At 71.0% G+C, this 25,533-nt stretch carries 37 protein-coding genes; all 37 read right to left on the bottom strand.

All coding sequences use genetic code 11. The features are described 5' to 3' along the window. Nucleotides 1-2: 2 nt before the first annotated feature. The gene (locus DVH02_RS11645) at nucleotides 3-1,166 is read right to left on the bottom strand and encodes a siphovirus ReqiPepy6 Gp37-like family protein (protein ID WP_114623709.1); all 1,164 of its coding nucleotides are present in this window, start codon (nucleotides 1,164-1,166) and stop codon (nucleotides 3-5) included. Nucleotide 1,167: 1 nt separating this feature from the next. Further along, nucleotides 1,168-2,130 carry a phage tail family protein gene (locus tag DVH02_RS11640; protein WP_114623708.1) on the bottom strand — a complete coding sequence of 321 codons (963 nt, stop codon included), beginning with the start codon at nucleotides 2,128-2,130 and terminating at the stop codon, nucleotides 1,168-1,170. A 66-nt stretch (nucleotides 2,131-2,196) separates the two neighbouring features. Further along, on the bottom strand, nucleotides 2,197-6,102 hold the full coding sequence (locus DVH02_RS11635) for a phage tail tape measure protein (RefSeq protein WP_114623707.1): 3,906 nt from the start codon (nucleotides 6,100-6,102) through the stop codon (nucleotides 2,197-2,199). 80 nt (nucleotides 6,103-6,182) lie between these two features. Continuing rightward, the gene (locus DVH02_RS11630; protein WP_114623706.1) at nucleotides 6,183-6,518 is read right to left on the bottom strand and encodes a hypothetical protein; all 336 of its coding nucleotides are present in this window, start codon (nucleotides 6,516-6,518) and stop codon (nucleotides 6,183-6,185) included. Between the two features lie 33 nt (nucleotides 6,519-6,551). Further along, complete coding sequence (locus DVH02_RS11625; RefSeq protein ID WP_114623705.1) at nucleotides 6,552-6,815, bottom strand: hypothetical protein; 264 nt, start codon at nucleotides 6,813-6,815, stop codon at nucleotides 6,552-6,554. A 3-nt stretch (nucleotides 6,816-6,818) separates the two neighbouring features. Then, a complete protein-coding gene (locus DVH02_RS11620; RefSeq protein ID WP_114623704.1) occupies nucleotides 6,819-7,595 on the bottom strand; it encodes a hypothetical protein in 777 nt (258 codons plus the stop codon). A 10-nt stretch (nucleotides 7,596-7,605) separates the two neighbouring features. Next, nucleotides 7,606-7,968, bottom strand: a complete 363-nt coding sequence (locus DVH02_RS11615) for a hypothetical protein (RefSeq protein WP_114623703.1) — start codon at nucleotides 7,966-7,968, stop codon at nucleotides 7,606-7,608. An 83-nt stretch (nucleotides 7,969-8,051) separates the two neighbouring features. Next, nucleotides 8,052-8,696, bottom strand: coding sequence for a phage tail tube protein (locus DVH02_RS11610; protein WP_114623702.1), 645 nt, complete (start codon nucleotides 8,694-8,696; stop codon nucleotides 8,052-8,054). A gap of 72 nt (nucleotides 8,697-8,768) precedes the next feature. After that, on the bottom strand, nucleotides 8,769-9,158 hold the full coding sequence (locus tag DVH02_RS11605) for a phage tail termination protein (protein WP_114623701.1): 390 nt from the start codon (nucleotides 9,156-9,158) through the stop codon (nucleotides 8,769-8,771). A 17-nt stretch (nucleotides 9,159-9,175) separates the two neighbouring features. After that, entirely contained in the window at nucleotides 9,176-9,502 is a 327-nt protein-coding gene (locus tag DVH02_RS11600) for a hypothetical protein (RefSeq protein WP_114623700.1), read from the bottom strand. Between the two features lie 6 nt (nucleotides 9,503-9,508). Then, a complete protein-coding gene (locus DVH02_RS11595) occupies nucleotides 9,509-10,138 on the bottom strand; it encodes a hypothetical protein (RefSeq protein ID WP_114623699.1) in 630 nt (209 codons plus the stop codon). A gap of 1 nt (nucleotide 10,139) precedes the next feature. Beyond that, complete coding sequence (locus DVH02_RS11590) at nucleotides 10,140-10,553, bottom strand: hypothetical protein (protein ID WP_114623698.1); 414 nt, start codon at nucleotides 10,551-10,553, stop codon at nucleotides 10,140-10,142. After that, nucleotides 10,553-11,548, bottom strand: coding sequence for an SU10 major capsid protein (locus DVH02_RS11585; protein ID WP_114623697.1), 996 nt, complete (start codon nucleotides 11,546-11,548; stop codon nucleotides 10,553-10,555). Before DVH02_RS11585 ends, DVH02_RS11590 begins: the two co-directional genes overlap by 1 nt. Before the next feature lie 41 nt (nucleotides 11,549-11,589). Beyond that, complete coding sequence (locus DVH02_RS11580; RefSeq protein WP_114623696.1) at nucleotides 11,590-12,153, bottom strand: hypothetical protein; 564 nt, start codon at nucleotides 12,151-12,153, stop codon at nucleotides 11,590-11,592. Nucleotides 12,154-12,361: 208 nt separating this feature from the next. Then, nucleotides 12,362-13,096 (bottom strand): VG15 protein, encoded by a 735-nt coding sequence (locus tag DVH02_RS11575; protein ID WP_147286041.1) that lies wholly within the window; start codon nucleotides 13,094-13,096, stop codon nucleotides 12,362-12,364. After that, the gene (locus DVH02_RS11570; protein WP_114623694.1) at nucleotides 13,035-14,567 is read right to left on the bottom strand and encodes a phage portal protein; all 1,533 of its coding nucleotides are present in this window, start codon (nucleotides 14,565-14,567) and stop codon (nucleotides 13,035-13,037) included. Before DVH02_RS11570 ends, DVH02_RS11575 begins: the two co-directional genes overlap by 62 nt. Next, nucleotides 14,567-14,719 (bottom strand): hypothetical protein, encoded by a 153-nt coding sequence (locus DVH02_RS35535; protein WP_199566243.1) that lies wholly within the window; start codon nucleotides 14,717-14,719, stop codon nucleotides 14,567-14,569. The genes DVH02_RS11570 and DVH02_RS35535 overlap by 1 nt, the downstream gene beginning before the upstream one ends. Nucleotides 14,720-14,723: 4 nt before the next feature. Continuing rightward, complete coding sequence (locus DVH02_RS11565; protein ID WP_114623693.1) at nucleotides 14,724-16,430, bottom strand: Terminase; 1,707 nt, start codon at nucleotides 16,428-16,430, stop codon at nucleotides 14,724-14,726. Continuing rightward, entirely contained in the window at nucleotides 16,420-16,953 is a 534-nt protein-coding gene (locus DVH02_RS11560; protein ID WP_114623692.1) for a hypothetical protein, read from the bottom strand. Before DVH02_RS11560 ends, DVH02_RS11565 begins: the two co-directional genes overlap by 11 nt. Nucleotides 16,954-16,980: 27 nt before the next feature. After that, nucleotides 16,981-17,196 (bottom strand): hypothetical protein, encoded by a 216-nt coding sequence (locus tag DVH02_RS11555; RefSeq protein ID WP_114623691.1) that lies wholly within the window; start codon nucleotides 17,194-17,196, stop codon nucleotides 16,981-16,983. Nucleotides 17,197-17,206: 10 nt separating this feature from the next. Continuing rightward, a complete protein-coding gene (locus DVH02_RS11550; RefSeq protein WP_114623690.1) occupies nucleotides 17,207-17,806 on the bottom strand; it encodes a bifunctional DNA primase/polymerase in 600 nt (199 codons plus the stop codon). A 301-nt stretch (nucleotides 17,807-18,107) separates the two neighbouring features. Next, nucleotides 18,108-18,551 carry an HNH endonuclease gene (locus DVH02_RS11545; protein ID WP_114623689.1) on the bottom strand — a complete coding sequence of 148 codons (444 nt, stop codon included), beginning with the start codon at nucleotides 18,549-18,551 and terminating at the stop codon, nucleotides 18,108-18,110. Continuing rightward, entirely contained in the window at nucleotides 18,548-18,850 is a 303-nt protein-coding gene (locus DVH02_RS11540) for a hypothetical protein (RefSeq protein ID WP_114623688.1), read from the bottom strand. Before DVH02_RS11540 ends, DVH02_RS11545 begins: the two co-directional genes overlap by 4 nt. Nucleotides 18,851-19,035: 185 nt before the next feature. Next, nucleotides 19,036-19,668, bottom strand: a complete 633-nt coding sequence (locus tag DVH02_RS11535; RefSeq protein ID WP_114623687.1) for a hypothetical protein — start codon at nucleotides 19,666-19,668, stop codon at nucleotides 19,036-19,038. Nucleotides 19,669-19,757: 89 nt separating this feature from the next. Continuing rightward, nucleotides 19,758-19,967 (bottom strand): hypothetical protein, encoded by a 210-nt coding sequence (locus DVH02_RS11530; protein ID WP_114623686.1) that lies wholly within the window; start codon nucleotides 19,965-19,967, stop codon nucleotides 19,758-19,760. Between the two features lie 97 nt (nucleotides 19,968-20,064). Further along, nucleotides 20,065-20,457, bottom strand: coding sequence for a hypothetical protein (locus DVH02_RS11525; protein ID WP_114623685.1), 393 nt, complete (start codon nucleotides 20,455-20,457; stop codon nucleotides 20,065-20,067). A 455-nt stretch (nucleotides 20,458-20,912) separates the two neighbouring features. Beyond that, nucleotides 20,913-21,215: a hypothetical protein gene (locus tag DVH02_RS11520; RefSeq protein WP_114623684.1), complete on the bottom strand. Its 303-nt coding sequence runs from the start codon at nucleotides 21,213-21,215 to the stop codon at nucleotides 20,913-20,915. Between the two features lie 4 nt (nucleotides 21,216-21,219). Continuing rightward, nucleotides 21,220-21,414, bottom strand: coding sequence for a hypothetical protein (locus DVH02_RS11515; protein WP_114623683.1), 195 nt, complete (start codon nucleotides 21,412-21,414; stop codon nucleotides 21,220-21,222). Between the two features lie 162 nt (nucleotides 21,415-21,576). Beyond that, a complete protein-coding gene (locus tag DVH02_RS11510) occupies nucleotides 21,577-22,110 on the bottom strand; it encodes a bifunctional DNA primase/polymerase (protein WP_158575863.1) in 534 nt (177 codons plus the stop codon). Between the two features lie 117 nt (nucleotides 22,111-22,227). Further along, on the bottom strand, nucleotides 22,228-22,446 hold the full coding sequence (locus DVH02_RS11505) for a hypothetical protein (protein WP_114623681.1): 219 nt from the start codon (nucleotides 22,444-22,446) through the stop codon (nucleotides 22,228-22,230). A gap of 4 nt (nucleotides 22,447-22,450) precedes the next feature. Further along, on the bottom strand, nucleotides 22,451-22,600 hold the full coding sequence (locus DVH02_RS35100; RefSeq protein ID WP_158575862.1) for a hypothetical protein: 150 nt from the start codon (nucleotides 22,598-22,600) through the stop codon (nucleotides 22,451-22,453). A 90-nt stretch (nucleotides 22,601-22,690) separates the two neighbouring features. Further along, nucleotides 22,691-22,918, bottom strand: a complete 228-nt coding sequence (locus DVH02_RS11500; protein ID WP_114623680.1) for a hypothetical protein — start codon at nucleotides 22,916-22,918, stop codon at nucleotides 22,691-22,693. 113 nt (nucleotides 22,919-23,031) lie between these two features. Then, nucleotides 23,032-23,265: a hypothetical protein gene (locus tag DVH02_RS11495; protein WP_114623679.1), complete on the bottom strand. Its 234-nt coding sequence runs from the start codon at nucleotides 23,263-23,265 to the stop codon at nucleotides 23,032-23,034. Between the two features lie 104 nt (nucleotides 23,266-23,369). Continuing rightward, nucleotides 23,370-24,104 (bottom strand): hypothetical protein, encoded by a 735-nt coding sequence (locus DVH02_RS11490; protein WP_114623678.1) that lies wholly within the window; start codon nucleotides 24,102-24,104, stop codon nucleotides 23,370-23,372. Next, entirely contained in the window at nucleotides 24,101-24,547 is a 447-nt protein-coding gene (locus tag DVH02_RS11485; RefSeq protein ID WP_114623677.1) for a hypothetical protein, read from the bottom strand. Before DVH02_RS11485 ends, DVH02_RS11490 begins: the two co-directional genes overlap by 4 nt. A gap of 20 nt (nucleotides 24,548-24,567) precedes the next feature. Next, nucleotides 24,568-25,302, bottom strand: a complete 735-nt coding sequence (locus DVH02_RS11480) for a hypothetical protein (protein ID WP_114623676.1) — start codon at nucleotides 25,300-25,302, stop codon at nucleotides 24,568-24,570. Next, a partial coding sequence (locus DVH02_RS11475; protein WP_114623675.1) for a helix-turn-helix domain-containing protein occupies nucleotides 25,299-25,533 on the bottom strand: 235 nt, incomplete at its 5' end. The genes DVH02_RS11475 and DVH02_RS11480, both read right to left, overlap by 4 nt.

The following is a 25,533-nucleotide window of genomic DNA, read 5'->3' as shown; positions in this document are numbered from 1 at the left end:
GGTTACCTCGCTTCCAGTCGGCCGAGCCTGCGGCTCAGATCGCGGATGAGCCGTACGGTCTGCGGGTCGGTGCTCGATTCCGGTGAGCCGATCAGGGTGCTGACGTATTCGCCGGAGGTCGGGGTGGCCTGCAGGTGGATGTTGCGGACGATGTCGGTGACCTCCAGTCCGGTGGGCAGTTCGACGGTGACGCGGTCGCCGAGGTCGAAGTCCCGGCCCGCCATCAGGTCGGGGGTGTCGACGGTGGTGGTGGACAGTTCGACCGGCGCCGATCCTTCGGCGAGCGCGGTGCGTCCGGCGACGGTGAGTTCGCCGGTGGTGTCGTTGTCGCCGCCGCCGTCCACGTGCTGCTCGACGCGCCACCAGGCGGCGGCCGCCGCGGCGTCGGCGGCCTGGACGAAGGCGCGGGACGCTGGGGGGTCGACTTCGTTTCCGGACACGAGGGCGTGGGTGACGGTCGGCGCGGACATTTTGAAGCCAACGGATCGGAGGTTGCCGAGGCCGGCGGAGAAGCGGGCTGTGGCGGTCTTGTCGGCCGGGGCGTAGACGTCGAACAGGATCTGGGCGGCGTCCTGGCGGGTGCGGAAGCCCAGGTTGCCGCCGTTGAGGGCAACGCGGCGGCAGGCGGCGAGGAGGCCCTCGAAGCGCGTGCTGAGGGTGGTGGTCGCGCCGACTCCGGCCGGTGGCGCGAGCGCGAAGTGCGGGATGCGCCGGGCGCTCTGGGCGCCGGGCCCGCACTGTTCGTTGACCAGGGTCCGGATGATCGTCTCCGCGTTGGCGGTGGCGATCTCCCGGGACGCGGACGCCGGTTGCGCGGACCAGGCGCTGGCGGGCAGCGGCCAGGTGAGGTATCCGGCGGGCACGGCCAGGTCGTCGGTGAACGCGACGCTGACTTTCCCGGGGTCGGGCTGTCCCTCGTCGCTGATCGACCAGATGAAGTCCTGCGGGATCTCGAGAGGGCCGGCCATCCAGATCGCGCCGTCGCGGATCACGATGATCCGGGTGCCGGGCTGCAGCTGGGCCATCACCTCGGGCCGGGCCGGCAGTTCCACTGTGCCGGAGGCCGGTTCGTTGAAGCGGCGCGTGCAGTCGAGGCTGGTCCAGCCGTCGATCGGGTCGCCCTGGATGACCATGTTCCGGTCGGTGACGAGAAGTTCGAGTGTCATGTCAGGCCGTTTCGTAGCGCGGGTTGAACACCAGGTCGACCGCTGATCCGGGGCCGGATCCGTTGAGCTGGAAGGTCACCGGATTCGCGCCCGGGCGCAGCGGCCACAGCTGTGCGCCGGGCCAGTTGAGCGCGCCGATCCAGTTCGCGCCGCTCTGGTAGCGGACGCGGGGCGGGTCGGTGCTGACCGTCACCCGCTGCCCGGCCTGGAGGTTGCCGTGGCCTACCGCCGGGGAGCTGGGGTTGAGGGTGAACGCCTGGCCGGTATGGGTGTGGGTGAAGGTGATCGACGCGGCGGGTCCGGTGATGACCCAGGTGGGCCATACGAGGACGTCGCCGGGGTTGTCGATGGTGGTGGCGCCGAGGACCTGGCCGCTGGAGATCGTCGGGTAGGGCTCGAAGAAGCTGCTGCCGACGGCGTGTTCACGGTGCACGGTGACCCCGACCGGGTCGACCCAGTAGGGATCTTCGCAGTACAGGGTGAGGACCGCGGTGTCGGAAACGATCCCCGAGCCCTGTGTGCCCCGTCCCTCGAACCCTTCCTGATAGATGACCTTGATCTGGCGGCGGGTGCCGTCGGGACGGGCGATCTCCAGGACGCCGGGGCCCTCGCGCAGCGTCCGCGTGAACGCTGCCGCGAGCGCGCGCCAGCGGGTCACGAACTCCATGTGCGTGCTGTCGCTGTAGACGTGCAGCGGCCACACGATGGTGCGTGACTGCGGCTGGACGTGCCGCAGCCGGGAGCCGCCGCGTGGGTGCGCGTCCGTGGTCAGGTCCACGGGCGCCGCACCGAGCCCGGAGACGCCGTCGGCGAGCGTGAACCATCCCCGCTGGTCGTCGCTCAACGGCCACACCTCGCCGTTCGGCGCGGTGTAGGTGGCGGTGGCGAACCCGATCTCCGGCAGTACGGGTGGTGGCTGGGGAGGGCGCGGCGGCGTGAGAACCGGGCTGGTGATGAGCGGCATGGGCGCCTCCGTCGTCGTCAGGGCTACGGCACGCCCGGCGCGCGGGCGCGGGCCGGGCGTGCCGTCTTATCGGGGGCGTCCCACGCGGGCCCGCGCTTCCTGCTGGCGCTGGAGGGTGTCGAGCTGCCGCACGGTGAAGTCGGCCGTACGGGCGTTGATCGTGTAGTGGGTGTCTCCGCCGGTGCCGCTGTGGGCTGCGGTGGACAGGGCGTCCCACTGCCGGTCGGTCAGGACCCGCTCGGGTCGGCGGGTGCCGTTGTAGACGGTGCTGTAGCCGGGCGGGAGCTGGCCGCCGTTGTCGTAGGTCTTCAGCGCGTACCGGTGGGTGAACAGCGGGTCCATGTAGCTGCGGGCCCTGCTGCCGATGACCACGCCGTCGCCGCCTCGGCTTTCGACGTTGGTGCCGTTGATCGTTCCGGCGGTGTGGCCGACGCCCCGGTTGGTGATGCCGATCATGTACGGGGACTTGGCGCCGAGGACCCAGCCGGGCGGTGCCGTTGCCCCGGAGAACGCGCCGGTGGCCCACCTGCGATGAGGCTTCTCGCCGCGGATGACGGACTCGATTGCGGAGACCAGACCGGAGCAGTCCCAGCTGGGGTTGCCGTTGCCGCCCCACTGGTATTTTTTCCCGGCCTGGGTGCGGGCCCAGGCGAGGCCGGCCCTGAAGCCCTTCCCCCCGATCCCCGCCTTCTCCAGCGCGGTGTCGGCCTTGCCGGAGAAGTCGAAGAGGCTGGTGAGCATCTTCTTCGGGACTCTCGTGACCATGTCCTTGTACAGCGACGCGGACCCGGAGATCTTGTCGATCAGCGGTTTCACGAGGGCGTTCATACCGGCCTGCGCGGACGCCTTGATGCCGTCCTTCAGCCAGCTGATGCCGGAAGAGGCGAGGTCCAGACCCTTGGAGGCGGTGTTCTTGACCCAGCCGAACAGGCCACCGCCCTGCGCGAACCCGGGAGCGTCGCCGGTGCCGCCGGCCGCCGCCCACTTCCGCAGCGCCAGGACCGCGCCGTGGCCGCCGGCACCCCGTACTTCCTTCGCCGCCCAGACGTGTTCGTCGCGGGACAGCCAGGCGGGTACGTCATCGGAGGTCTCGGTGCCTGCGCCGTAGACGGGACCGCCGCGCGCGAACCCTGCCGGCAGTTTCTGCTCACTGAGCGTCGGCGCTCCGAAGGCTTTCGCGACTCGGTTCCAGGTGGGGACGATGCCGCCGTTGTAGACGGTGCCGATGATGAATTTGACGGGTGTCCGGGAGATCCCTTCGAGCTTGTCCCAGGCCCGTTTGATGGCGTCCTTCGCCCTCTCGAAGGCTGCGCCCATCTTGCCCACTCCGGACTTGATGAGGTCGAAAGAGATTTTCAGGGCGCCGTTCCACAGCCATTTCGCCTTGTCGGCGATGGAGTCGAGGGACGGCCTGACGGCCTTGCTCCACAGCCACGTGGCGCCGTCGCCAACGGAGGTGATGCCCTTCTTCAGAAGGTCGAACGGCGGTTTGACGCCGCTGTTCCACAGCCATTTCGCTTTGCTGGCGATGGAGTCGAGGGACGGTTTGATGCCGTTGTTCCACAGCCACACGGCGGCGGAGCCCATGGCGCCAAAGGCTTTCGCGATGGCGTCGAGGGACGGCTTCAGCGCCGTGGTCCACAGCCACACGGCGAGCGCGCCGATGTTGGTGAAAAGCGGCTGCAGGACTGTTCCCCAGAGCCAGGCGGCGATGGCCCCCACGGCCTTGAACGCCGCGACGGCGGGCAGGACCAGGGCGACGACGATGATCGTGGCGAGGATCCGTGCGGCCATGCCGATGAACCCGAACGCCGGCGAGAGGGCGTTGTTCCACAGCCACATCGCGGCGGCGCCGATCGCGCGCAGCCCGGTCATGAAGCCGTCGAAGACGAGTTGGAGGAATCCCCAGGTCGCTGAGACTGCCGACTTGATGCCGTCCCAGGCACCCGTCACGATTGCGCGGAAGGTGTCGCTGTGCTTCCAGGCGATGACGAGCGCGGCTCCGAGGGCGACCAGCGCGATCACGATCAGGGTGATCGGGTTGAGGGCCATCACCGCGGTCAGGGTGCCCTGGGCGACGGCGAAGCCGTTGGTGACGGCGGTGCCCAGGAGGATCGCTGTGCGGTAGAGGGCGAACACGGCGGTCACAGTGCCGGTCGCGATGGCCTGCGCGGACATCGCCAGGGCGACGCCGCCGATCAGGATCGCGAGCGGCGTGAGCCACACGCCCATGTCCCGCAGCCACGTCACCACGCCGATACCGGCCATGACGACGGCGACGAGGGCGGTCAGCAGTACACCGCCGACGACGTCTGCGACGGTGAGAGCGGGCGGCAGTACGTAGGCCAGGAGCCAGCGGCCGATGTCGATGAGGACGGGGCCGAGGGTGCCGACGATGACCACGGCCAGGGCCCGCAGGACGGGCATCACCTTGGAGCCCAGCGTTGTCGCCAGCGCCATCAGGGGCGGCAGGGCCTTCGCGCCGAACGTCTGCCACAGCCGGGCCAGGGCAGGCAGCAGCTGGTCCAGGGCCGCCGCCTTGACGGCCTGGAACGTGTCGATCAGGCCGCGCAGCGCCCGGCCCGCGAGGTCGTTGACGAAGTCGCGGAAGGGCCGGCTGGTGGCGTAGGCGGCGGCGAGCGCGCCGCCGAGCAGCACAGCGGCGCCGATGAGCGCGCCGACCGGGGACAGCAGGAAGGTGAGCGCGGTGCCGGCGCCGGTCAGGCCGATCCCGAGCAGGACCAGGGCCGGGCCGATGATCGCGGCGACCAGGGCGACGACGGTGCCGAGCTTGAAGATCTGGGGTGAGCCGGCCGACACCTGGCGCACCAGGCCGGTGACGACGGTGGCGAACTGGGTGGCCCAGTCGAGGATCCCCGCGTCCGCGATTTCGATGGCCAGACCCTCGAGCGCAGACTTGAGGCCGATCAGCGCGCCGTTGAAGCCTTCCATCTGGACGGTCGCGATGTGCTCGGCGGTGCCGCCGGAGTCGCGCAGGTCCTGGGTGAGGGTGCGCATCGCCTTGGAGCCCTGGGAGACGAGGGCCTGCATGCCGGGCCCGGCCTCGATCCCGAAGATCGCCATCATCTGGCTCGTGTCGGCGCCGGCCTTCTCCAACTGCCCGATGATGTCGACCAGCGGCAGCATCTTGCCGCTGCTGTCCTTGACCTGGATGCCGAGCTTGTTCAGGGCGGCGGCCGCGCGCTTGGGGGGCGCGGCCAGCCGGGCCAGCGACATACGCAGCGTCGTACCGGCCTGGCTCCCCTGGATGCCGGCGTTGCCGAGCAGGCCGATGGCCGCCGAGGTCTCCTCGAACTCGACTCCCAGGGCGGAGGCGACCGGCGCGACGTACTTCATCGACTCGCCGAGCATCGTCATGTCGACGTTCGAGCTGGTGAAAGTTCTGGCCATGACGTCGTTCACCCGGCTGATCTCGTCGGCCTTCATGGCGTAGCCGGACAGGACGTTGGAGGCGATGTCGGCGGCCTGCGCGAGGTCGATGTTCCCGGCGGCCGCCAGGTTCAGCACGCCGGGCAGCGCGGTCATGATGTCTTTGGTCTTGAACCCAGCCATAGCCAAAAAGCCCATGGCATCAGCCGCTTCACCCGCCGAGTACTGGGTGGTGGCGCCGAGGTCCTTGGCCTGGTTGCGCAGGGCCTCGAACTCGTCGCCCGTCGCGCCGCTCACGGCTTTGACCTTGTTCATCGACTTCTGGAAGTCGCCGGCGGTCTTGATGACGCCGATGCCGATCGCGGCGATCGGCGCGGTCACGAAGCTGGTGAGTTTGGCGCCGGTGTCCTTGACGGCCTTGCCGCCGGCGGACAGGCCGTCGGAGAACCGGCCGCCGACGTCGCGGCCCGCCGCCGTCGCCGCGCTGCGTACGGCGGGGGCGCCGAGCTGCCGGCGGATCGCGCCCTCGATGCCGCGCATCGAGGGGATGATCTGCAGGACCCCGTATCCAGCAGTCGCCACGCCGCCACCTCCTTGTGTTCAGGTCGGGTGACGGCGCGGTGGCCGCTGTTCAGTTGAGGGGCCGGGGTGCTGCTGGTGGTTCAGGAGGGGAGCGGGTTGCCGTCCTCGTCCAGGCCGCAGTGCTCCAGCCAGCCCTTGAACAGGGCCTTCAGCTTGTACTGGGGCAGCGGGATCTTCTCGAACTCTGCGAACTCGGCCTTGCCCATTCCGGTCTGGAAGGAGCCGAGCATCGCGCCGACCTCCCCCTTGCGGGCGGAGGCCAGCAGCTCCCAGCAGTCGAGCGACTGCATGTGCGCGAAGGTCCAACGGCGCGAGTTCCACTGGACGACCCAGGGGGTCAGTTCGGCGTCGGGCTGGGCTGCGTCGAGGTTGAAGTCGAACGGCTGGTCGTCGGGACGACGCTTGGTGGTGGTCATGGGCGGGCCTTTCTGCATGGGCGGGTGCTGGGGTCAGCGGTGTTCGTGGACCTGGAGCCCGGCGGCGCGCGCCGCGCCGATCAGCTCGGCGCGGCCGTCGGCACGGCGGTCCTGGACCATCACGGTGGCCCGGTGTCGGTCGGTGACCTGGGAGGCGACCGTGACGGTGGCATCAGGGAGGCGGGAGCGTGCGCCCTGGGCGACGGCCTGGGCCGCGGTGTCGACCGCGCGGCCCATCGCCTCGTGTTTCAGGAGGTCGGCCAGACCACGGTGGTCGAGCCGGAAGCTGATGAACATGGGTCAGCCTCTCGTGTTCGTGTGTGTGCGGTGTGCGGCGTGCCGGGCGTCGGCAGCCGGGGCCGCGGCCATGGTGGGGCGGCCCCGTGTGGATGCCTCCAGCAGCCGGTCCTTGATGAGCTGGTGGCTCGCCCGGCGGCGCCGCCGGGCGAGCCGGTCGTGGGCGGTCTGCGGGCGAGGCAGCGGCGGAGGCGGCTTTCCCGGCTTCTTCGCGGTGGTGTTGTGGATCGCGGTGACGACCTCGCCGAGCCGGTCAGCGATCAGCGTGAGCGTGGCGATCTCCGGGGACCACCCGGCCAGCGGCGGGGGCCCGGGCTCCGGCTCGGGTATCTGTGCGGCCAGCTCGTCGTCGTCGGCCATCGCGGTGAGCGTGTGCGATGCGGACGGCAGATGCTCCACGATGTTGAGGATGAACCGCCAGCGCCGCCGGGCCCACAGCTGGGCGAGGTCCCATCCCCGGTCGGCCAGGTCGGCGTCGATCGCCTCGCTGTACCGGTCGAGGAGGGAGAGGAGCCGGTCGGGGTTGCCCAGGCCGTGGTGCTCGCGCCACGCGGCGACCATGCGGGTCATCTTCCAGGCGGGCATGGGCGTGCACCGGAACATGTCCGCCTGGTCGCCGAGCAGCACACGGGTGTCGTGGTCGACGTCCGCGCCCAGGCGGGCGATCGTTCGCCAGTGAAGATCGCACGGATCAGCCAGCGTGTAAGTCCGGCCGCCGTGGCGCACGGTGAACGGGCCCGCGCTCCGGCCGCCTTCACGCTCGAGGGCGTCAAGGTCCATGGGCTCTCGGCTACGTGGACTTACGGCCGCGCGGCGGGCGGGCGTCGTCCTCGTCGGCGGCCGCCGCGGCGTGGTTGTCGTCGCCGGGGGCAGGCACGATCCGCCGGGTGCTGTCGGCGACGGGGGCGGAAACGCCGAACCTGGCTTCGCGCTCGGCCTGTTCGGCGTCGCGCCGCTGCTGGTAGGCGGCGGCTCGTGCGAGGTGGGCCCGGGCCGTGGGGTCCTGCCGCGCGGCGAGCGCCTCCAGCTCGGTGCGCGGCCGCCATCCCGCCGCGCGCAGCCTGACCTGTGCAACCGGGGACTGGACACTCTGCGTGGCGCCACCGGGCGCCACGAACACGATCTCGGCCGGGGCCTGGTCATCGTGGGACATCGCGGGTCTCCCTCGCGGTAGGGGGCAGGCGGGCCGGGGTGTCCGTGACGGCCGGCGCCCGCCCGGCCCGGCCGTCACGGAGATCAGAAGCCCATCGCGGACAGCAGCGCCGACCAGCCCGGCCCGGCGAAGAAGAACCGCTCGCTGTAGCCGAGGGTGGAGTCCATGTAGCCGGTCAGGGTCACCGGCCAGGTGGTGGGGTCGTCCTGGTTGTTGAAGGACTGGCCGTCCTTGTCCGTCACGGACGCGCGCGGCAGGAAGCGGGCGGTGTAGATCTCGCCGCCGTCGGACAGGTCGACGCCGATGGTCAGCACGCGCCAGTAGCGCAGCGGTGGCCGGTCCGGCTTGGCCACCGCGACCTCACCGGACGCGGCATCGGGCACCACGGCGGACATGTCGACACCGGTGTACAGGCCGATGGTCTGCTTGTTGGTCTCCTGCAGGTTGACCTGCAGCGTGGTGACATCCGAGGTGATGTCGCGGCGGGTCGGCTCGACCGCCCCCCAGCTGGTGACGTCCGAGGTGGAGACGTCGGCGGAGTACTGGGCTCCGTCGTCCGACATCCACCCGAGGTCGGCGTAGCCGTCCGGCAGCGCCAGGAGCGCCATGTCCGGCCCGGTCAGCGCCGTGATCGCCTGGCTGGTGGACGGCGCGATGAACGTCGACCCTTCCAGCTGCTTGCGGATCAGCTGATTCTGGTGGTTCTTCAGGGACTCCCATGCGGGCATGCCTGTACACCCCTTTCCTGCGGGGACTCGTGGCGAGGCCCCGCAGGCAGCGGGGCGGTGGGCCGGGCGGGCCTAGGTGAAGCGGCGGGCGGAGACGCGGTAGGTCGCGGCCACGCAGCGCACCGCCGGGTTGTCGTGGAGAACCCCGTGGGGTCCGTCCTCGGTCACCGCGCGGTCGATCAGTCCGGCCCCGGGGACGAGCAACGGCCCCGACAGCAGAAGCTGCTGGACACTGCGGGCGATCTCCCACGCCTGCGCGCGGGTCGCGGCCGCCGTCTCGATCTCGATACGGGCCGCGTCCGTACGGCCGTCGTCGGCGCCGCCGAGGCGCACGACGCGCACCATGGGCAGACGCTGCTCCAGATCCGGCGGATAGACCGTGACCGCCGCGGGGAGAGCGGGGACGGCGAGGGCCTGGACGAGGAGGTACTCGAGGTCCGGGTAGGGCGCGAGGTCACCCATGTCGCCTCCCTGGTGTGTCAGCCGGTGACGCGGCGCAGCCGCACTTCGAGATGCCGAGTGCGGCCGGCCAGGTCGTCCTGGGGCTGCGGGTCGCCGTCGACCTCATAGAGGTCATCCCGCCACCGGACCTGGTCGGTGGCGCGGATATCAGTGGACGGCGGCAGGAACACCTGCCAGCCGCTCACCACAGTGTCGCGGCCGTCCAGGCGCTCGGTGGTGGTGACGGGCTGCATGAACGCGCCGGACACCTCACGTTCGGCCGGCGGCCCGGTCGGGTCGCCGAACTGGTCGGCCGGAGGCGGTCGCAGGATAGTGATGGTGTGCGCGCCGAAACGGGTCCTCACCGGCGCTCACCCGACCCGCAGCTGAATCGTGCCGAAGCGGCGCGGCCCCCACCGGGCCAGCGCCTTCTCGTCGGCGCCGGACAGAGTGACGGTGGCGCCGGTCGCGGACGTGCCGGGCTGGATCTGGTACGAGTACTGGCCGATCCGCTCGCCCGCCACCCCTGACGACATCGACGGCGCCAGCAGCGTACGCAGCACCATCGCGCACACCGTGGCGACCACCGCTTCGGGCACCGGCAGCACGCCGTGCGAATAGGTGACCTGGTAAGTGTCCGGCGATCCGCGGCCCCACGTATCGAGGCGTGTGCCATCGATGCCGTACGCGGCGCCCGACAGGTCGACCTTGTCGATCCCGTCCCACACCCACCCCGTCATACCGGCCGTCGCCACCCCGTCCCCTCGTACGGCCTTGACCGCGCTCACCGCGGTGACGGGGCGCTGCGGCAGGCGCAACTGCACGCCGACGGGCCGCAGCACGATCACGTCGTCGGTGACCGGGGTGAAGTGGCGGCGGGTGAAGTCCCGCACCAGGGCGGAGGCGTCCGCCAGCAGGGCGGCCGATCGGGCGCTCTCCTCCTCGATGAGCTGGCGGCCGAGCCGGGCTTCGAGATCGGCCGGGGTGGCGAGCGGATCCATGTCACCCCCCGTACGTGGCGATCAACTGCGCCTTGGTCATGGCGGTGTGGTCGCCCGGGTCCTGGTGGTCGGCGTAGGCGAGCCACGACTCCTTGGAATCGCGAGGCCCTGGGCGGCCCGGGCCGCCCCCATCGCCGGACGGCGGCGAGGGATCCGGCTCTCCCTCGTGGTCCGGCTCGGCCGGCTCGGGGCCGGGATCCTCGCCGCTCCCCCCTTCGTCGTCGGGCGCGGGCGCCCCCTGCTCGCTGCCGGCGTCGTCCGGCACCGTGCTCGGGGCCAGGCGTACGCCGTCGATGCCCCGGGCGAGGATCCGCTCGGCGGTCTCCTCTCCCACCTCGGCGTGCCCGTCACGGAACTTGATGCGGAGGGTGGGCAGCCACAGCTGCGGATACGTCTCGCTCAGGAGCTGGACCATCAGGCACCGCCCCCGGTGGCGGGCCCGGACGCGAGGCCGGTGATCTTGCCGTGGGCCTTCTCGTTGCCGTACTTCAGGCCGACCTCGCCGTAGATCTGCGCCCGCTCCGAGGCGCCGGTCTTGGCGAGCGGCTCGATGAACAGGAAGCCCTTGCCCGGCACGAGGAGGAACCGCGGGGCGCACTGCTCCAGCGACACCACCGAGATGGTGGAGTTGGGCATGTACCGGTTGAGCATGACGTTCAGCTCACCGAAGTCGGTGATGATCGTGGACACGGAGACACCGCCGATGTTGCGCGTGGTCTCCTGGTAGTTCGCGTCGCTGACGAAGATCTTCGTCAGCATGCGCTTCTGGTAGCCGTTGCACATCAGCGTCGCCGTGCCGGACTGCTGGATACCGCCGGCCTCCCACACCATCTGCAGCAGGTCGATGACCATGTCGTGGTCCAGCGGCTCACCCGCCGCATCGATGACGTTCGTGGCGATGGCCTGGAGGATGCCCCTCGTACGCCGCGGCTGCGCGTTCGTCGTGGGCTGCGCGAACGTACCCGTGATGAACGTCTGCTCGATGTCCCGCGCCATCTGGATGAGGGCCTGGCGGATCTGCCAGTCCGACTCGTCCGACACCGGATTCACGCCGTCGATCCCCACCGCGCCGGGGTGCGCCGAGCCGGTCGACGCGTACTGGCCGGTCGCCGCGAGCTTCGTGTACGACAGCTCGATGGCCTCCTGGTGGATCTCCGCCACGTTGTACACGTTGAACCGGGCGCGCTCCTCCCCGCTGGGCGCGGGCGCGCCTTCGGTGCGCTGGCGGACATCGGAGGCGTCCCGCAGGTCGTAGCCCTGCCACTGGAACAGCGTGCTGTTGACGGCCTCGCCGCCGGTCAGCCCGCCGATCGCGGACAGGAACGGAGTGTCCTGGGGCGACTCGGAGAACAGTTCACCAACGTAGTTCGGCAGGTTGAACGTTGTCCCCTGCCCTGTGATGCCAGGCATCAGTTACCTCCATATGCGGGCAGGGACAACGCCCTGCCGCTCTAGGTGTTCGGGTTCATCAGGCCCAGCAGCTGCGCCGACTTCAGGCGCCGCGCCTTGGTCCAGTCGCCGGCCTGCTCCGCCGCGGTGATCTGCTCGGGCAGCGTCGGTTCCGGAGGGTTGGGCAGCGCGCCGGGCCGCAGCGCCTCCACCGGCGCATGCGACTGCGGCTGCGGCGTGGTGTCCTGCGCTGCGGGCGCCGGGGTGCGCAACGCGACCAGGCGCTCGGCCTGCCGCGTCAGTGCCTCTTCGCTCGTGCCGGTCAGGAAGATCTCGGCATCCTGGTCAGAGATGCCGGCGCGCGCGGCGATCCGCCACCGCAGCGCCTCCGCCTGCGCGGCCGTGGCGCTCTGTTCGGCCGCCGCCGCGCGCTCGGCCAGGCGCTGGGCCTCGGTCTTGTTCGCGTCCTCCAGCTCGGCGAGCCGTGCGGCGGCCGTGCTGTTCTCCTTCGCGCGCACCTCCCACTTGCGTGCCTCCGCCTTCCAGTCCGTCGGTTCCGGCGCCGCGGGCTGCGCGGCGGGCGGAACAGCCGGGACGGGCGGAACGGGGCCCGGGTCTGCCGGCACCGGTGGCGGCACCTGCGGGGTGGGCGGGGTCTGGGACGGGTCCGGCGCCTGTGCAGGCGGCGGAACCGGTACGGGTGTTGCCATGTGTGGTTCTCCCATGCGGGATAGCCCCGCCGGCCGTGCGGCACCGGGGCAGTCGGATAAAGGGATGGGTGCGGTCCGTGCCGTGCGGCTCGGTCCCGCGAACCCCCGGGCAGGCCGGGGGAAGTCAGAGGTTGTTCTCACGGACGTAGGAGCGCCAGGCCGCGATTGCCTCCGTGCCGGAGGTCCCGGCGGTGGCCTCCTGCCACTGCTGCTGCAGACGGCGCACGTCCGGCGGCTCAGCAGCGCGCCGGTACACCAGCTCGGCAGTGCACCGGCAGTGGTTGTGGGTCCGGAAGTTCACGGTCCCCTTGGAGTAGACGACGCCGCGGCCGCGCAGCATCAAGCAGAACGGGCAGCCCTTGCCGCGGATGACGCGCCGCCAGCCCATGACCGCCGGGCGGGCCCGGAACGTCTGCATCGTCGTCTGCCGGCCCCCGGCCAGTGTCAGCCGCGCGACGGTGCCTTCCAGCTCTCTGCTCATGGACCGGGCCGCGGCCACCTCGCTGCCCGTCTGGGTCATGCCGTCCTTGAACGCCACCGGGCCACTGACCCGCAGCGAGATGTCGATCTGGTCAGACGGCAGGCTCACGATGACCGGGGAGAGGTCCACGCCCTGCAGGGCGGCGTGCTCGCGCAGGTAGCGGCGGGTCAGGAACGCGGTCGCGGACTGCCCGAGCTGGATCTCCTGGCGGATCTGCGGGGAGACCCGGGCCCACCACGCGTCGATGTCCGCGAGATCGGCCTGCGTCGCCGCCTTGCGGATCCGGATCGCCAGCAGCGTCGCCACCCGCGACACTTCAGCCTGCAACCGGCTCGTCAACACCTCCGCCGCCGCCTGAGCGGCCTCCGATACCGCCATCGGGCACCTCCTCGGCCGGCGCCCCGGCGGGTCCGTCGTCGGCGAGCATCTCCCCCAGCCGCTTCATGACGTCCTGGTCGTCGGCCATCTCCAGCCACCGTGAGATGTCCTGGTCGGTGGTGCCCGGGATCTTCTCCCACAGCGCCCGCGCCGGCACCCCGAGCTGCGTGGCGATCTTGCCGAGCGCGTCGGCAACCTGAGCGAGCGAACGCGGGGTGGTGTCGCGCCACACCACCTGCGCCGACTGGTCCTCCCACGTCGCCATGTCACCCATCGCCAGACCGGCCAGCCGCAGCAGCTGCTCGTGACTCTCCCCGAAGCTGACCTTGTGCTCGCCGATGTCAAGCTGGTGACCGTCGTTCAGCGCCGCCAGCGCCTCCGCCGAAACATTGGAGACGCTGTTGCCGATGACCAACTTGTGCGGCGGGATCTGCCGCACGCTGGACACGTACAGCAGCGTCTTGTCCCGCGAGTCCAGATAGCCGGACAGGTTCGACTCGGCGAAGTCCCCGAACTTCGTATCCGGAGAATCGCTTTGCCAGACCCGGTTCACCGCGGCGTTCCACGGCTCGACCGGGTTCCCGTCGTCGTCCTCGGCGATCGCCATACCGGTCACCCACCGCTGCCGGAACGCGGCGACCTGCTGCGTCATCAGCAGACTGAAAGTCGCCTGATTCAGCTGCCGCTGCGCCGGGAGCATCGGGTAGACGATGCCCTGCGGCCCGTCGTCCAGGTCGTCGTAGGACTCCAGGTAGCGCACGACCGGGCACACCCCGAGCCCGTGCCGGCGGACCAGCACCGTGCGGGTGTCCAGGGCCAGGCCCTCGAACGGCAACGGGTCCGTGCGCTGCCCGCTGGCCTCCGGCGTCACCACCGAGGCGGGCACTTCCGCCGTGTAGGTGTGCTGGTCGTCGTAGACGGTGATCTCGGTGACCATCTCCGGCGCGTTGGTCTCGATCTTCGGGCGGGGGATGCCCACCGAGATCGCGTAGCGGGGCCACTCGTCATGGATCGGATCGGCATACAGCGCGGTCATCCGACGCGGCGACCACGGAGTGATCACCGGCGTCTTCTTCCCGCCGAGCATCCCGGGGAGCACCGTGGCGTAGGACACGCCGTACCCGAGCGAGGCCCGGTACAGGCCGGCCTGGCGGGCATCCATCCGGTTGGGCTGCCACACCGCATCCCACACCGGACTGTTCTTGGACTGCCGGGCCGGCCGGTAGCCGTCCACGAACAGGCCCTGCGCCACGCTGCTCACCAAGAGGGGCAGGACGTTGAACCTCGCCTGGTCGACCAGCTTGCGGTACTCGGCGGTCGCCGACTGCGGCACGTAGATGTCCACGACCCGGTTCTTCAGGTAGGCGTGGATCTCGTTGAGCCGGCCCGCCTCGGCGCGCCGCCCGGCCAGCAGCCACTGCACCGCCGTCGTCAGAGTCGCGCTGTCCATCGCCTCCGGATGCTTGGCCATCACGCGTGCTCCTCCCGGTGGCTGATCAGCCCGGCCATGCTGATCCACGAATCGGCCAGACCTTCCAGGCGCTCCATCAGCGCCAGGTTCGTCTCCAGCTCCGCAGCCTCCAGGAGGCGGGCAGCGTTCCCGAGGGCTTTCTCGACCGTCACCGACTCACCCCCATGCCACGACGCGCCCGGGGCGCTTCTTCGGTGCCTGCTTGCGTTTCGCCCAGGCCGGAGAGGCCAGAAGCATCCGACGGGCGAGGCGCGCGCCGACCGCGCACACCGCCAGGTCGATCTTCTTCGGCGATTCCCGGCCCTCCTTGGCGATCGATGTTCCATAACGGGTCGGGCGCCGACGGGCGTTGAGGACATGGCGCCGCAGTCTGGGATCACCGTCGTGCGTCAACTCGCGTTCGCCGATGTCGATGAGCATGCGGTCACAGCCCTCGGTGAAGTCGCGGCCGTGGCCGCGCATGTCCCAAGCCACGGCGTGGGCGGACCGGCCGATGGTGGCCTGGATGAGCAGCTGTTCACCGAAGTCCGCGCCCCACGCGTCGATGTAGGACTCGAAGTCCTTGACGTCGCCGAAGAACGCGAGCACGGTCCGCTCTTCGAAGGTCTGGCGGACGACCCGGTCGACGTCCGCGCGGTCCACGCGCCAGTGCTCACCTTGTGGTCCGCGCGGCTTCTCCCAGCACCCGAGGACGAACACATGCCCGTCGCTCACGCGGCAGCCCACCAGGCCGGTCGCGTCGTCGCTGGTCGATCCGTCGAAGAACATGACGATCGGCTCGTCCAGGGCGACGGTGACGTCGGGCCGTGCGCACGCGGCCCAGTCCGGATGCGTCGTCCACGCGTCGCGGGCCGCGGTCGGCTGGTTGAAGAAGTACCGACGCGACTCCTCCGGGTCTTTCTCCACGTTCCAGAACTCCGACTCCACGATCCCGCGCAGGTCCAGCACGTCGCCGAACGGCCCGTACACCTCCCGCAGCGCGCCCACCACCGCGTCCAGGTCCGTCATGTCGACGTCCGCCGGCGCCTCCCGGTGGTCCCAGAGCAGACGTGACTCGCGGGTCTTGCCCTCCGCGATCAGCCGGGCCCGCTCGTGGATCTTCTCCAGGACACTGTTCTCGCCGGGCTGGTACATCGTGGACGTCAGCAGCGCCCAGCCGGTCGACTTCGGCCGCTTGCGCAGGTTCCGGTCCACGGTGCGGTACATCTGCCGCAGCTCAGGGACCACGTACAGGTGCGGCTCATCGAAAACGGCCAGGGATTCCTTGCCGCCGTCCCGGGAGGCCGCCGCGGCGGTGGAGGGCCGCACCTCGCCGCCACCCGGCAGGATGACGCGGGTCAGCCCGGCCGCGCCCGAGGGAAGGTCCTCGGAGAGCGGGCCGTGCTCCAGGTTGTAGTTGATGTTGTCGTAGGTGTTCCCGGCCTGGGACTCCTCGGTGGCCAGGCACCGGATGAACGGATACGTCACCGGGCGGCCCATGGGCTCGCCCGGCTCGTACTCGTAGACGAAATCCTTCCACCGGTACCGCTCGCCCCCCTTCGCCCACCCGCGGAAACGCGTCGGCGCGAACGCCTCAGCCAGCGAGATGAACCCCGCCAGCTCCGACTTCGCGCGGCCCTTGCCCCGGGAGATGGCCACCGTGTCATACAGGCGCCGCCCGGTCTCGTCGTGCGCGTAGCAGTCCAGGATCAGGCCGGCGAACTCGTCGTCCAGGGGCAGCGCGTCCGCCCCGTGGCGTGCGTGCAGTCCGCGGCCCTGGACGTCGCCCGGACCGTGGACACAGAACCACTCGACCCACGCCAGGACCACACCGAGGGACCGCGCCCGGTCATGGGCAGGCGCCCGTACGAGTTCACGAGGCATCGGTCAGCTTCCTCCGGCGTGAGGTCAGATCGGTCACGCCGTCAGCCCCGGCGCCGGCGTCCTGCTGAACGGGATCGGGCACGATCGTCCAGCGCAGCGCGGCCATGCCCTTGGGGGTGAGGCCGAGCCGGTCGTCCAGCTCGCGCATCTCCCGGAAGATCGCGAGGCGCCCGGTGGCGAGTGCGGCCAGGCGGCCGACGAGGTCGCGGACCGTACGAAACTCATCGTCGTCCAGGGCGGACAGCAGCTCCGTCGCGTCCAGGGAGTCCACCGTGGCGAGGGCGGCGAGGTCGTCTTCGAGGGCGGCGCGGCGGGCGAGCATCGACTCGTGTCCCGGCGCCCAGGCGCACGCCTGCGGGGTGGCCCAGGCCCACTTCCACCAGGCCCGGCCGGCCTTGCCGAGCTTCACCCAGGCCGGGACCCGCGGCGCGGGCTCGGTGCGGCCGGAGACCGGGAGTTTGGTGGTGGGGATCGTGGGGGCGTTGCGCCGGCGTCGGTCCTCGGAGGGCAGCGGTCCGGGCACGGCGCCTCACCCCCTCCCGGCCCCGGTTCAGTAACCGGGGTCGTCCGGCCACCTCACGGCGTACTCGCCGGGTGCATCGTCCGTGGCGGGCCGCCAGTCCATGTCGATGACGTGACCGCACACGGTCACTCCGGCGGTGGAGTACCGGTCGATCCGCACGCCCGTCGTGGTCGTCGCCGCACTGAACTGCTCCAGTGCGTCCGCGAGCTGGCGCAGGCCGGCCGCGTTGAACAGGTGACTCATCGGTCCGTCCTCACGTTGTCAGGGAGGTGATGACCTCGGAGATGTCGGCGAGTTCGGCGGGCGCCTGGCCGTAGCGGCGGCCGAGCGCGATGTAGCGGCCGGTGCCGTAGACCTCGATGTGCGCGCCGTCCTCGCGGCGGATCCGGCGGCCGCGTACGACGTGCCCGTGGCCCCACAGGTGCAGGCCGGTGCCGCTCGGGGAGACCTCGGTGTAGGTGGGCGGGCAGGCATTCAGGATGGCCGCGGCCCAGGGTGCGAGCTGTCCGTCGGCGGTGAGGCAGTGGTCCAGGTCGACGCAGACGATGCCGTCGCCGTTCAGGACGAAGCCCAGTCCCGCGCCGTGGGGTGAGCGGGCCGCGGTGCCGTGGTCGGTCCAGGTCCGCGGGTCGGTCGAGGAGGCGGCGCGGCCCGTGTCGGCCCGCAGCGGCGTCTTGTCCGCACCGTGCCTGATCCACCGCTTCTGGCCCCGGATCTCGGCCGGAACCGCCTCTCCGGCGCGCTTTTTGCGGTGCGCGGCGACCCGGCAGCGCCCGCTGCAGAAGCGTTGCGGGCGGCCGAGGCCGGCCCTCCTCAGCTCTGCGTCGCAGTACTCGCACGTCGTCCGGATCATGCCACCAGTCTACCCTGCCCGTAACGTAATAGGGCTCTGAACTGCGATGATATCCACGACCGTGTGGGGTGTGGCCCTGTGTGGCGATCTGCCGGACAGGGGGTCGGATCACCCCGGCACCCTGCCCGCGCGCCGCTGGCGGCCCCGCCGCGGTCCGGGCCGGGCCCGGAGCGCGGAACCCGTACACACCGCGAGGCGCTATGCCGCTCCGTGGGCCACAGGGGCGGGGGGCCGGGGGTACCCGCCACCTCAGCCGGGCCCCCGGACTCCGAATCCCGGGTCGCGCCCGGGGCCGACCGGGTCAGAAGGGCGGCGGGTCGTCGGGGGTGCCCGGGTGTGCCGGGCGTGAAGGGTTCGGCCGACGTCGTTGGTGCGGGGACGAGGGTGTGGTGCTGTCCTGGCCTGTGACGCTGCTGGTCTCGATCAGTCCTGGGTGCCGGGGCGCGGGGCGCTGGCGGCTGGGCAGCGGTCCGCGCGCCTGGTTGGCCTGGAGCGCGGTGCGCTTGCGGTGGTGGTAGCCGCACAGCGTGCGCAGGTTGCCGGTGCTGTGATCGTCCGGGGCGCCGATGTGGTCGGCGTCGGTGCCCTCCTCGGCGCAGCGCTCGCCGTCCTCGATCCATGTGCACTGGTGTCCGTCGCGGGCCAGGACCTCGGCGCGGATCGTCTTCCAGCCGGTGGGCCGGGGTGCGGTTCGCCGGGACGAGGCTCCCTCGGTCCAGTGGTCCCCCGGCTGAGGCTGAGTCACGGTTCGAAGGCGAGCAGCTTGAGGTCGGCGCCGGCGTTGATGGCCAGGCTGGTGCCGTAGAGGGCGGGGGGCAGGGAGCCGAATGTGCGGGTGGTCCCGGCCGGGATCTCGGCGTCGGTGTCCTCAACGGCTTTGCCGCCGACGGTGATCGGGGTGACCAGCGTCAGGGTGAGGGTGTCGGTGCTGTCGTTGCGGACTCGCAGCACGGTCTTGCCGGTGTTGGCCATGCTGTGGCCGTTGACCGGATCACCGTCGGTCTCGACGGGGTCCGCGACGCCGGCGTCGGAGAGTCGGGTCACGGGAAGTCTCGCGCGGGGCATGGCGCCTCCAGGTCGAGTGGGGCGGCGGGAATGACGAAGGCCCCGACCGGATACCGGTGGGGCCTTGTCTGTCACGTTCTGCGTCCGGGCATGGCGGACTTGCGAGGAGTATGTGATCGGTGGTGACAGAAAGTCAAGTTGCTCTTGTCTGTGACGGGCCGGGCCTACTGTTCGATGCTGATGGCGGCGGTGTTCCCGGCCGTGTCCATACGGATCGAGGCCGTGTCCAGGTCGAGGTCCTCGACCTGGATGCCGTCCTTGTTCAGCATCGCTGGCAGCTTGTCCTTGACCCAGCTGGTGACCTTGGCGGTGTCGACGCCGTCGAGTCCGGCAGCTGTGATGCAGTCGCTGAACAGCGAGATCTGCTCGCCCTTGGGGATGCCGGCGGTGTTGCAGGAGAGGCTGAGGATGCCTCGGCGGGTATCGGTCGTGGCTTCGGCGGTGAACGACGGGGAGCTGAACGTGGCCCCCTTGTGCTCGCCGACCCAGGTGAGCATCGGGGGCAGCCCGCTGATCGTCTTCTTGGCGCCCTCCTTCTCCCAGGTGACGCCGTGGCCAGCCATGGCGGTGGCCCACTGGCTGATGCTGCCGCCGAGGCTCACGGTCGGCTCCTCCTCGTCGTCCGGCGCGGCACTCTTGCTCGCGTCGGGCGTCGGTGTCGTGGCGGGCTTGGAGTTCTCCTTGGAGTCGGCGGTGGACGTCTCGCCGGCGGACTCCTTCGCGGCTTCTTCCGGGTCGCAGCCGGTGAGTGCGAGCAGTGCGGCGCAGGCGACTGCCGCCGTGGTGATGGTGCGCATGGTCCCCCCAAGAACGGATGTGGCGGGGCCCATGATGCGCATATCTCCACACATCGCGCGCACAGAGTGTTCACTGTGTGTCGCTTCCGTTACATAGTGGGAGGGGTTGCCTCAGCGCCGGTGGCCGTGTCGATGACGATGCCGATCTTCTGGAGCTTCCCGCCGAAGCTCACCCGCGCGGCAACCGTCTCCGTTCCCGACGCACCGGAGCGCATCGCGTCCTGGACCCACGCGGCTACCTCGTCCAGGGTCAGCAAGTGCTTCGGCGCAGCGGCGTGTTCGACGGATTTCAGAGCCATGGCGACATCATGCCGACGGGGCCGTGTATCCGTCGAGTCACCGCGGAGGCGGGCACGGGGCGGTGGCCCTGCCGGGCTGGAGCGTCTTCGTGCTGCGTCACCCGAAGGGGTTGCCGCCCTGCGCCTGCACGGCGGCCGTCGCGGCGGCGAGGTACGCGGTGTACGTCTCGCGCTGGTTCCAGGTGAACAGGATGGTGCGGGGGTTGCCGGCGATCGAGCGTTCGGCTTCGGTCGTGGCGATGACGAGGAGCCCACGGTCGTCTTCGGTGGCCAGTTGCACGTAGCCGTTGACGAGCCGGGTGGGCTCTTTCGAGAGGACCTTGATGACGGAGGCGAGGGGAATCACCGCGTCCTTGTTGCCCGTGATCTTGCCCATGAGCTTGCGCTTGATCTCGGCTCGGTCCTGGTGGACTGTCACGGTGGCGACGTAGCCCTTGAACGCACGGGGTGCCTGTGCGGGAACGGCGCCTTTGCTGAAGTTGAGTGACATCGAGCCAGTATGTCGTTCTCACGTACAGGCGTCCCTGAAAAGGGGAAACGCCCACCGGCTGCCATGCGAGGTAACACGAGTACGGCCCCGCCGGGGGGTCGGCGAGGCCGTACGGGCGGCGGCGCAGCGGCGGGAAGATGCTCGCGCGCGGGGGTCGTGCGATCACCGCCGCACTGCCGGTTGCGTCACGCTACGCCCGGGGATGACCGGATTGTCTGTAAGCACTTCCGTGGGGACCACCGCGTCAAGATCTTTTGGTACCACTCTCGAACCGGCGGACGACCGTTCACCCGAGGCACAGACGGCCTCTTCTCGCTGGCTGCGCCTGTGCAGCAGCCCAGGACAAGCCCGGAGGCCGAACGCCTGTCGGAGCCAAATGACCTTGACGCGCTGGTACCAACGAACCTCCGTACAAACACCGGATGTCACCGCTCGTGCGAGGCCTGGTCGTTCACTCAGCTCAGGCCGCTGGTCAGCTTCGTCCAGTCCATCTCGGGCCGCGGCCCCATGGCGTGGGTGATCATCATGCTGCGTGCGTCGGTGTACAGCTCGTCGTGGGTCCGGTCGGGTGCTGCGGTGATCGTGGCGTCGAGGATCTGCTCGGCGACGGTCTCGGGTACCTGGAGGGCGCGCGCGTGGTACAGGTAGCGACTGTGCTGTACGGCGTCGGCCAGCGCCGTGGTCGCGGCGGCTGTCAGGGGTGCGAGGAGTAGCCCAGTGCTTGCGGCGCGCAGGTTGGCGGTGCTCGGGAGCGTCATGGGGTCAGTCTCTCGTGTCGTGGTCCTCGTCCAGGGCGACCAGGTCGGGATGGCCGTTGAACGTGTTCATCGTCTCGATGGACTCCTGGATGGGCACGATGGCGCTGCCGGGGTGGATGACCTGGAGCAGCGTGGTGTGGTGGGAGCAGCCCGCCGTGCCGCCGAAGTCCTCGGGCTGGTAACGGAGTACGAGGCCCATGGGGTCTCCGTCGCACGGGGTGGGGTCGTAGCGGACAGCAGCGGCCGCGCAGGAGTAGGTGTCTGCTATGGGCCCATGGTGGCGCAGCTGCGGGCGCTACGGGCGGGTATGGGTGAGTCCCCACCGTCGGGTGATGGTGGGGGCTCGGGTGTCCAGCAGCGCTTACGAGCTGGCGAGCCGGTCGGCGATCCAGTCGGGCAGGGGCGCCACGGGTGCGTCCTGGACGATCAGATACGGCAGGCCGCCCACGATTGAACCGGGTCCGACGAGGTACCCGCCGCTGCGGCGGCCGGGGCCTCGGACGTCGATCCCGGGCCCGAGCGCCGTACGCCCGCCCGACACGCTGCCGATGGTGCAGCCCATGGGCGCCCGGAAGTACAGGTGACGGCCGCCGGACGGGGTGGCCACGGTGAAGGTGCCGGGCAGCGTCTCCCCGAGCTGGTCGGCCAGGGAGGCGAGCGTCCCGAGGACATCCTCGCCGCCGTGGACGTCGAGATCCAGGACGACGGCATGGGAGGCCCGGCAGCCGATGCCGATGTTGCAGGCGGCACTGAGGAGTTCGGGCAGTTCAGCCGGGTTCAGAGTGGCAAGGTGCTGCCACCCTGGCTCGGGAACCCGCGCTCCGGCGGGGATCGGGAACAGGGCCAGGCCCCGCGCAACGGCGCGGAGCCTGGCCTCGGTGTCGGTAGCGCTCACGCTGTCTCGCAGACGCATGTGCCGTAGGGGTCGGTGCGCCCGCCGGCCCCGCACTCCCCGCAGTCCGCGTTCGGGTCGTCGTACGGGTCGTCGTCGTAACCGTCGTCGTCGTACATCTCAGCTCTCCTCGTCGTCGGGTGCCGGGTTGCCCACGTCGGCCTGGAGGTAGGTGCGTCCGCCCGTGTAGCCGCCGCGCGGGTCGGTGATCGTGAACTCTTGCCGGAGTACGGCCAGGACGGCGGCGGTGGTGGGGGCATCGGCAGTGATTCGGATGTCCGCGATGCCGGGCAGGGTGGTCCGCTCGGGCCGCTCGCGCGACGTGCGTCGGGTAGGCATGTGCCTATCGTCCCGTCTTGGGGGCGGGCGGCGTGGGGGTTTTCGGGGGTTTGACCCAGCCGCCTCGGCTGGCGCCGTACGTGGTCTCGTGGCCGGGGTTCTTCGCGGCCCAGTCGGGGTCGCGGGTGGGCATGTCCTTGCGAAGTGGTGCCATGATGCGGGTCCTGTCTCCTGATGGGGGCCCGGGGCGGCCGGTCTGCTTGCCGGCGTGACGGCCGTCCCGGGGGTCAGCGGGTGCGGCGGGTTACCACTGGAGGTCGGCGACGGCGGCCTTGTCCCGGGCGCAGAGGGCGGCCAGGTCCTGGGTGGTGAGGCCGCGGCGCTGGGCGCCCTCCCATACGAGCTGGGGGGATACGGCTCCGGCGAGGGTCTGGAGGGGTCCGGCGCAGAACAGGGCCATCTCCTGCTCGTCGCGGGCGTGTGCGGCGCCCACCGTGCGGGCGGCGGCCAATGCCTCGGTGTAGGTGCTCATCGGGGTCTCCTGGTGAGGGGGTCAGCGGTTGTCGTCGGTCTCGGTGACGACCAGGTCGGGGCTCTCTGGTGTGTCCGGTGCGGGCTGCCTCACTCGGGCGGATCGGGCAGCCGTCAGGCCGTGATGCGGGTGAGGGCGGCGACGATGAGGCAGCCGATGAGGATCGCGAGGAGCAGCCCGCCGGTGTCCAGGGCGTTGTGGTCGTCGGGGGCGATGGACTCGCCGTCGGGGATCATGCCGCCGTGTTCGCGGGCGCGGTGCCAGCGGCGTTCGCTGCGGGCGGCGCGCCGGGTCGCGACGGGTTCGGAGGTGCTGCGGCACTGCTCGCAGCGATAGATGTAGGGCACAGGTGACCCCTTTCGGAAGAGGTGCGGAAAGCGGCGCGGAGAGGGGTAGTCGGGCCGGTAGCCCGTGGGTAGTTGACAGGTAGTTTTCGCAGGTCAGACTGGAACTACCCGGTGCGACTACCGGTCTCAAGAGAGGGGCTCAGCTCGGCCTCGGGAGAGGGCTCGGGCGGGGTGCTGGCGAGGGCCTGGAGCGCGGCCCGGAAGTCGTCCCGGTGGACCCCCGGAGAGACTCCCCAGGGGGTCTTGAGGGTGGGCCTGATGGGGATGCCCAGAGCGGCGCACTGGGCGCGCACGTCGGGGATGCCGTACGCGGGGTCGACGTCGGCCTGATGCCAGTGCTCGGCGACGGTCCGCAGGAGGACCCCGTTACGGGTGCCGATCAGCTGCGCCAGGTCGAGGACGAACTCGTCACCGGCGGGCGCCGGACGCTGCCCGGCCGGGGCCTCCTGGACGTCGTCGGCGGTGCACTCCGGGGATGCCGTGCTGCCACCGGCGGACGGCGCTTCGTCCTCGCTGTCGCTCTCCTTGGGGAGGGCCGCGCGGAGGGCCGCGACGGCCCAGATCAGGAGCAGCACGGGGAGCAGCCACAGGGCGTGAAGGACGATCCATCCGCCGGCGGCGAGGAACCATAGGGCGCCGAGGCCGCGCCAGACCTTGTCCATGCCCTCGCCCTGCATGGCCCACCGCCAGGGCCAGGTCAGGAGGGTGCGGGTGCCGGTGGCGAGCGCGTGGAACGTGGCTGCCTGCTCCCGCAGCGGGGCTCCGCCTTCGGCGCGGGCGGCCCGTAGGGCCTCGCCGGTCCGGGCGCTGGCGCGTCGGAGGCGGGTGCGGGGCGTCATGCGGCGAGTCCGACGAAGAAGGAGCCGACGGTGCCGGCGACCATAGCCCAGCCGCCGCCCGCGGCCGCGAACACAGTGGCCATCAGGACGCCGGTCACGCCGGAGGCGCGGGGCTTCAGCTTCATCATGTAGACGATGACGACCAGGACGATCGCGATCGCGGGGAACCCGACCGTTCCGAGGGGGCCGTTGGTGCCGACGCCTGCGGAGGCGAGGCCGCTGAGAACAAGGTCGTTGGGCATGCCCCAGACCTGGCCGGCCCCGGCCCAGACGATCCCGGCGGCGAGTCCGACGAACAGCGCCATCCCCTTGCTGAACGTGTGTTCGCTGCTGCTGCGGGTGCCGAGGACCAGCAGGACGGTCAGGACGAGAGCCAGACCGCCGGTACCGAGTCCCCCGAGGAACGTCGCGCCGCCGTCGGCGGCCAGCGTGGTGGTGCTCATGATCCGTTTCTGTCCTTCTGTCAGTGGAGGGGCGCGTCGTACAGGGCGAGCGCGAGGGCGGCGGTGGCCAGCGGGACGCGGGCGAGCCAGCCGAACAGCCAGGCCAGCGCCGGGCGGCCGGGCCGGCGCCAGTGGTGGGTGCGCCACTCGATGACCAGGCAGACGGCGATCAGCCCGAGCCCGATGACGACACCGTTGCGGGGGTCGGCGGCGCCGTAGTGCGCGATGCGCCCCGTGGCCCAGGGCAGCGCCCCCGTCCACCAGCCGACCCCCGCCGCGGCGCCGTTGTACGCGACGTTGGCGATCCGGCGGCGCTGCTCCTGATCGGCGATCAGCTCGGCGGCGGCCTCGTCCGCGCCCTCGCGGATCTCCACCACCACCGACAACGGCTCCGTGGCCTGCGGCTGTGCGTCGCCGTCGGCGGCCTGGGCCGCAGGCTCCTCGTCCTCCTCGTCCTGCGGTTCGTCGCTGGGCTGCTCCGGCTCTTGGCCGTCCTCGTCGGGCGACGGAGCGGCGGGCGCCGGGGCCGGGGGCGCGGGTTTCGCCGGTACGGACGCGGTGGTGGGCTGGCGGTCGGCGCGGGACGCGGCGAGGATCTGGTCCACCCAGTCCGTGGCGCCGATCGCGTCGGGCACGGTCGGGGCGTAGGCAGGCATGGGCGGGATGACCGGCGGCTGGGTGGCGTCCGGGCCGACGCCGAGGCGGCGCAGCTGGTGCGCGACGCGGCGCTCGTCGGCCCCCTGGTCGGTGGTCATGCGTAGCCGCCTTCCATCTGCGACGGCGTGGCGGGGGGTGTTGCGGTGGGGGTGTCGAGGGCTGCGACGGCGGTGGGGTGGAACACGTTGCGGCCGTCGTCGTCGCGGGTGGCGGGGGTGAGCTTGCCGCGGTTGACCCAGGAGCGGACGGTGCCGGGGGTGACACCTCGGAGGCGTGCGACGTCCGCGACGGTGAGGAGCGTTTCGGTGTCGCGGACGTCGCACGCCTCC

Origin of the sequence: Streptomyces corynorhini (genome assembly GCF_003346515.1) — a bacterium.
GTDB classification, from domain to species: Bacteria; Actinomycetota; Actinomycetes; order Streptomycetales; family Streptomycetaceae; genus Streptomyces; species Streptomyces corynorhini.
Note: the sequence above shows the minus strand (reverse complement) of the source record. Positions and strands in the feature narration are given on the sequence as shown.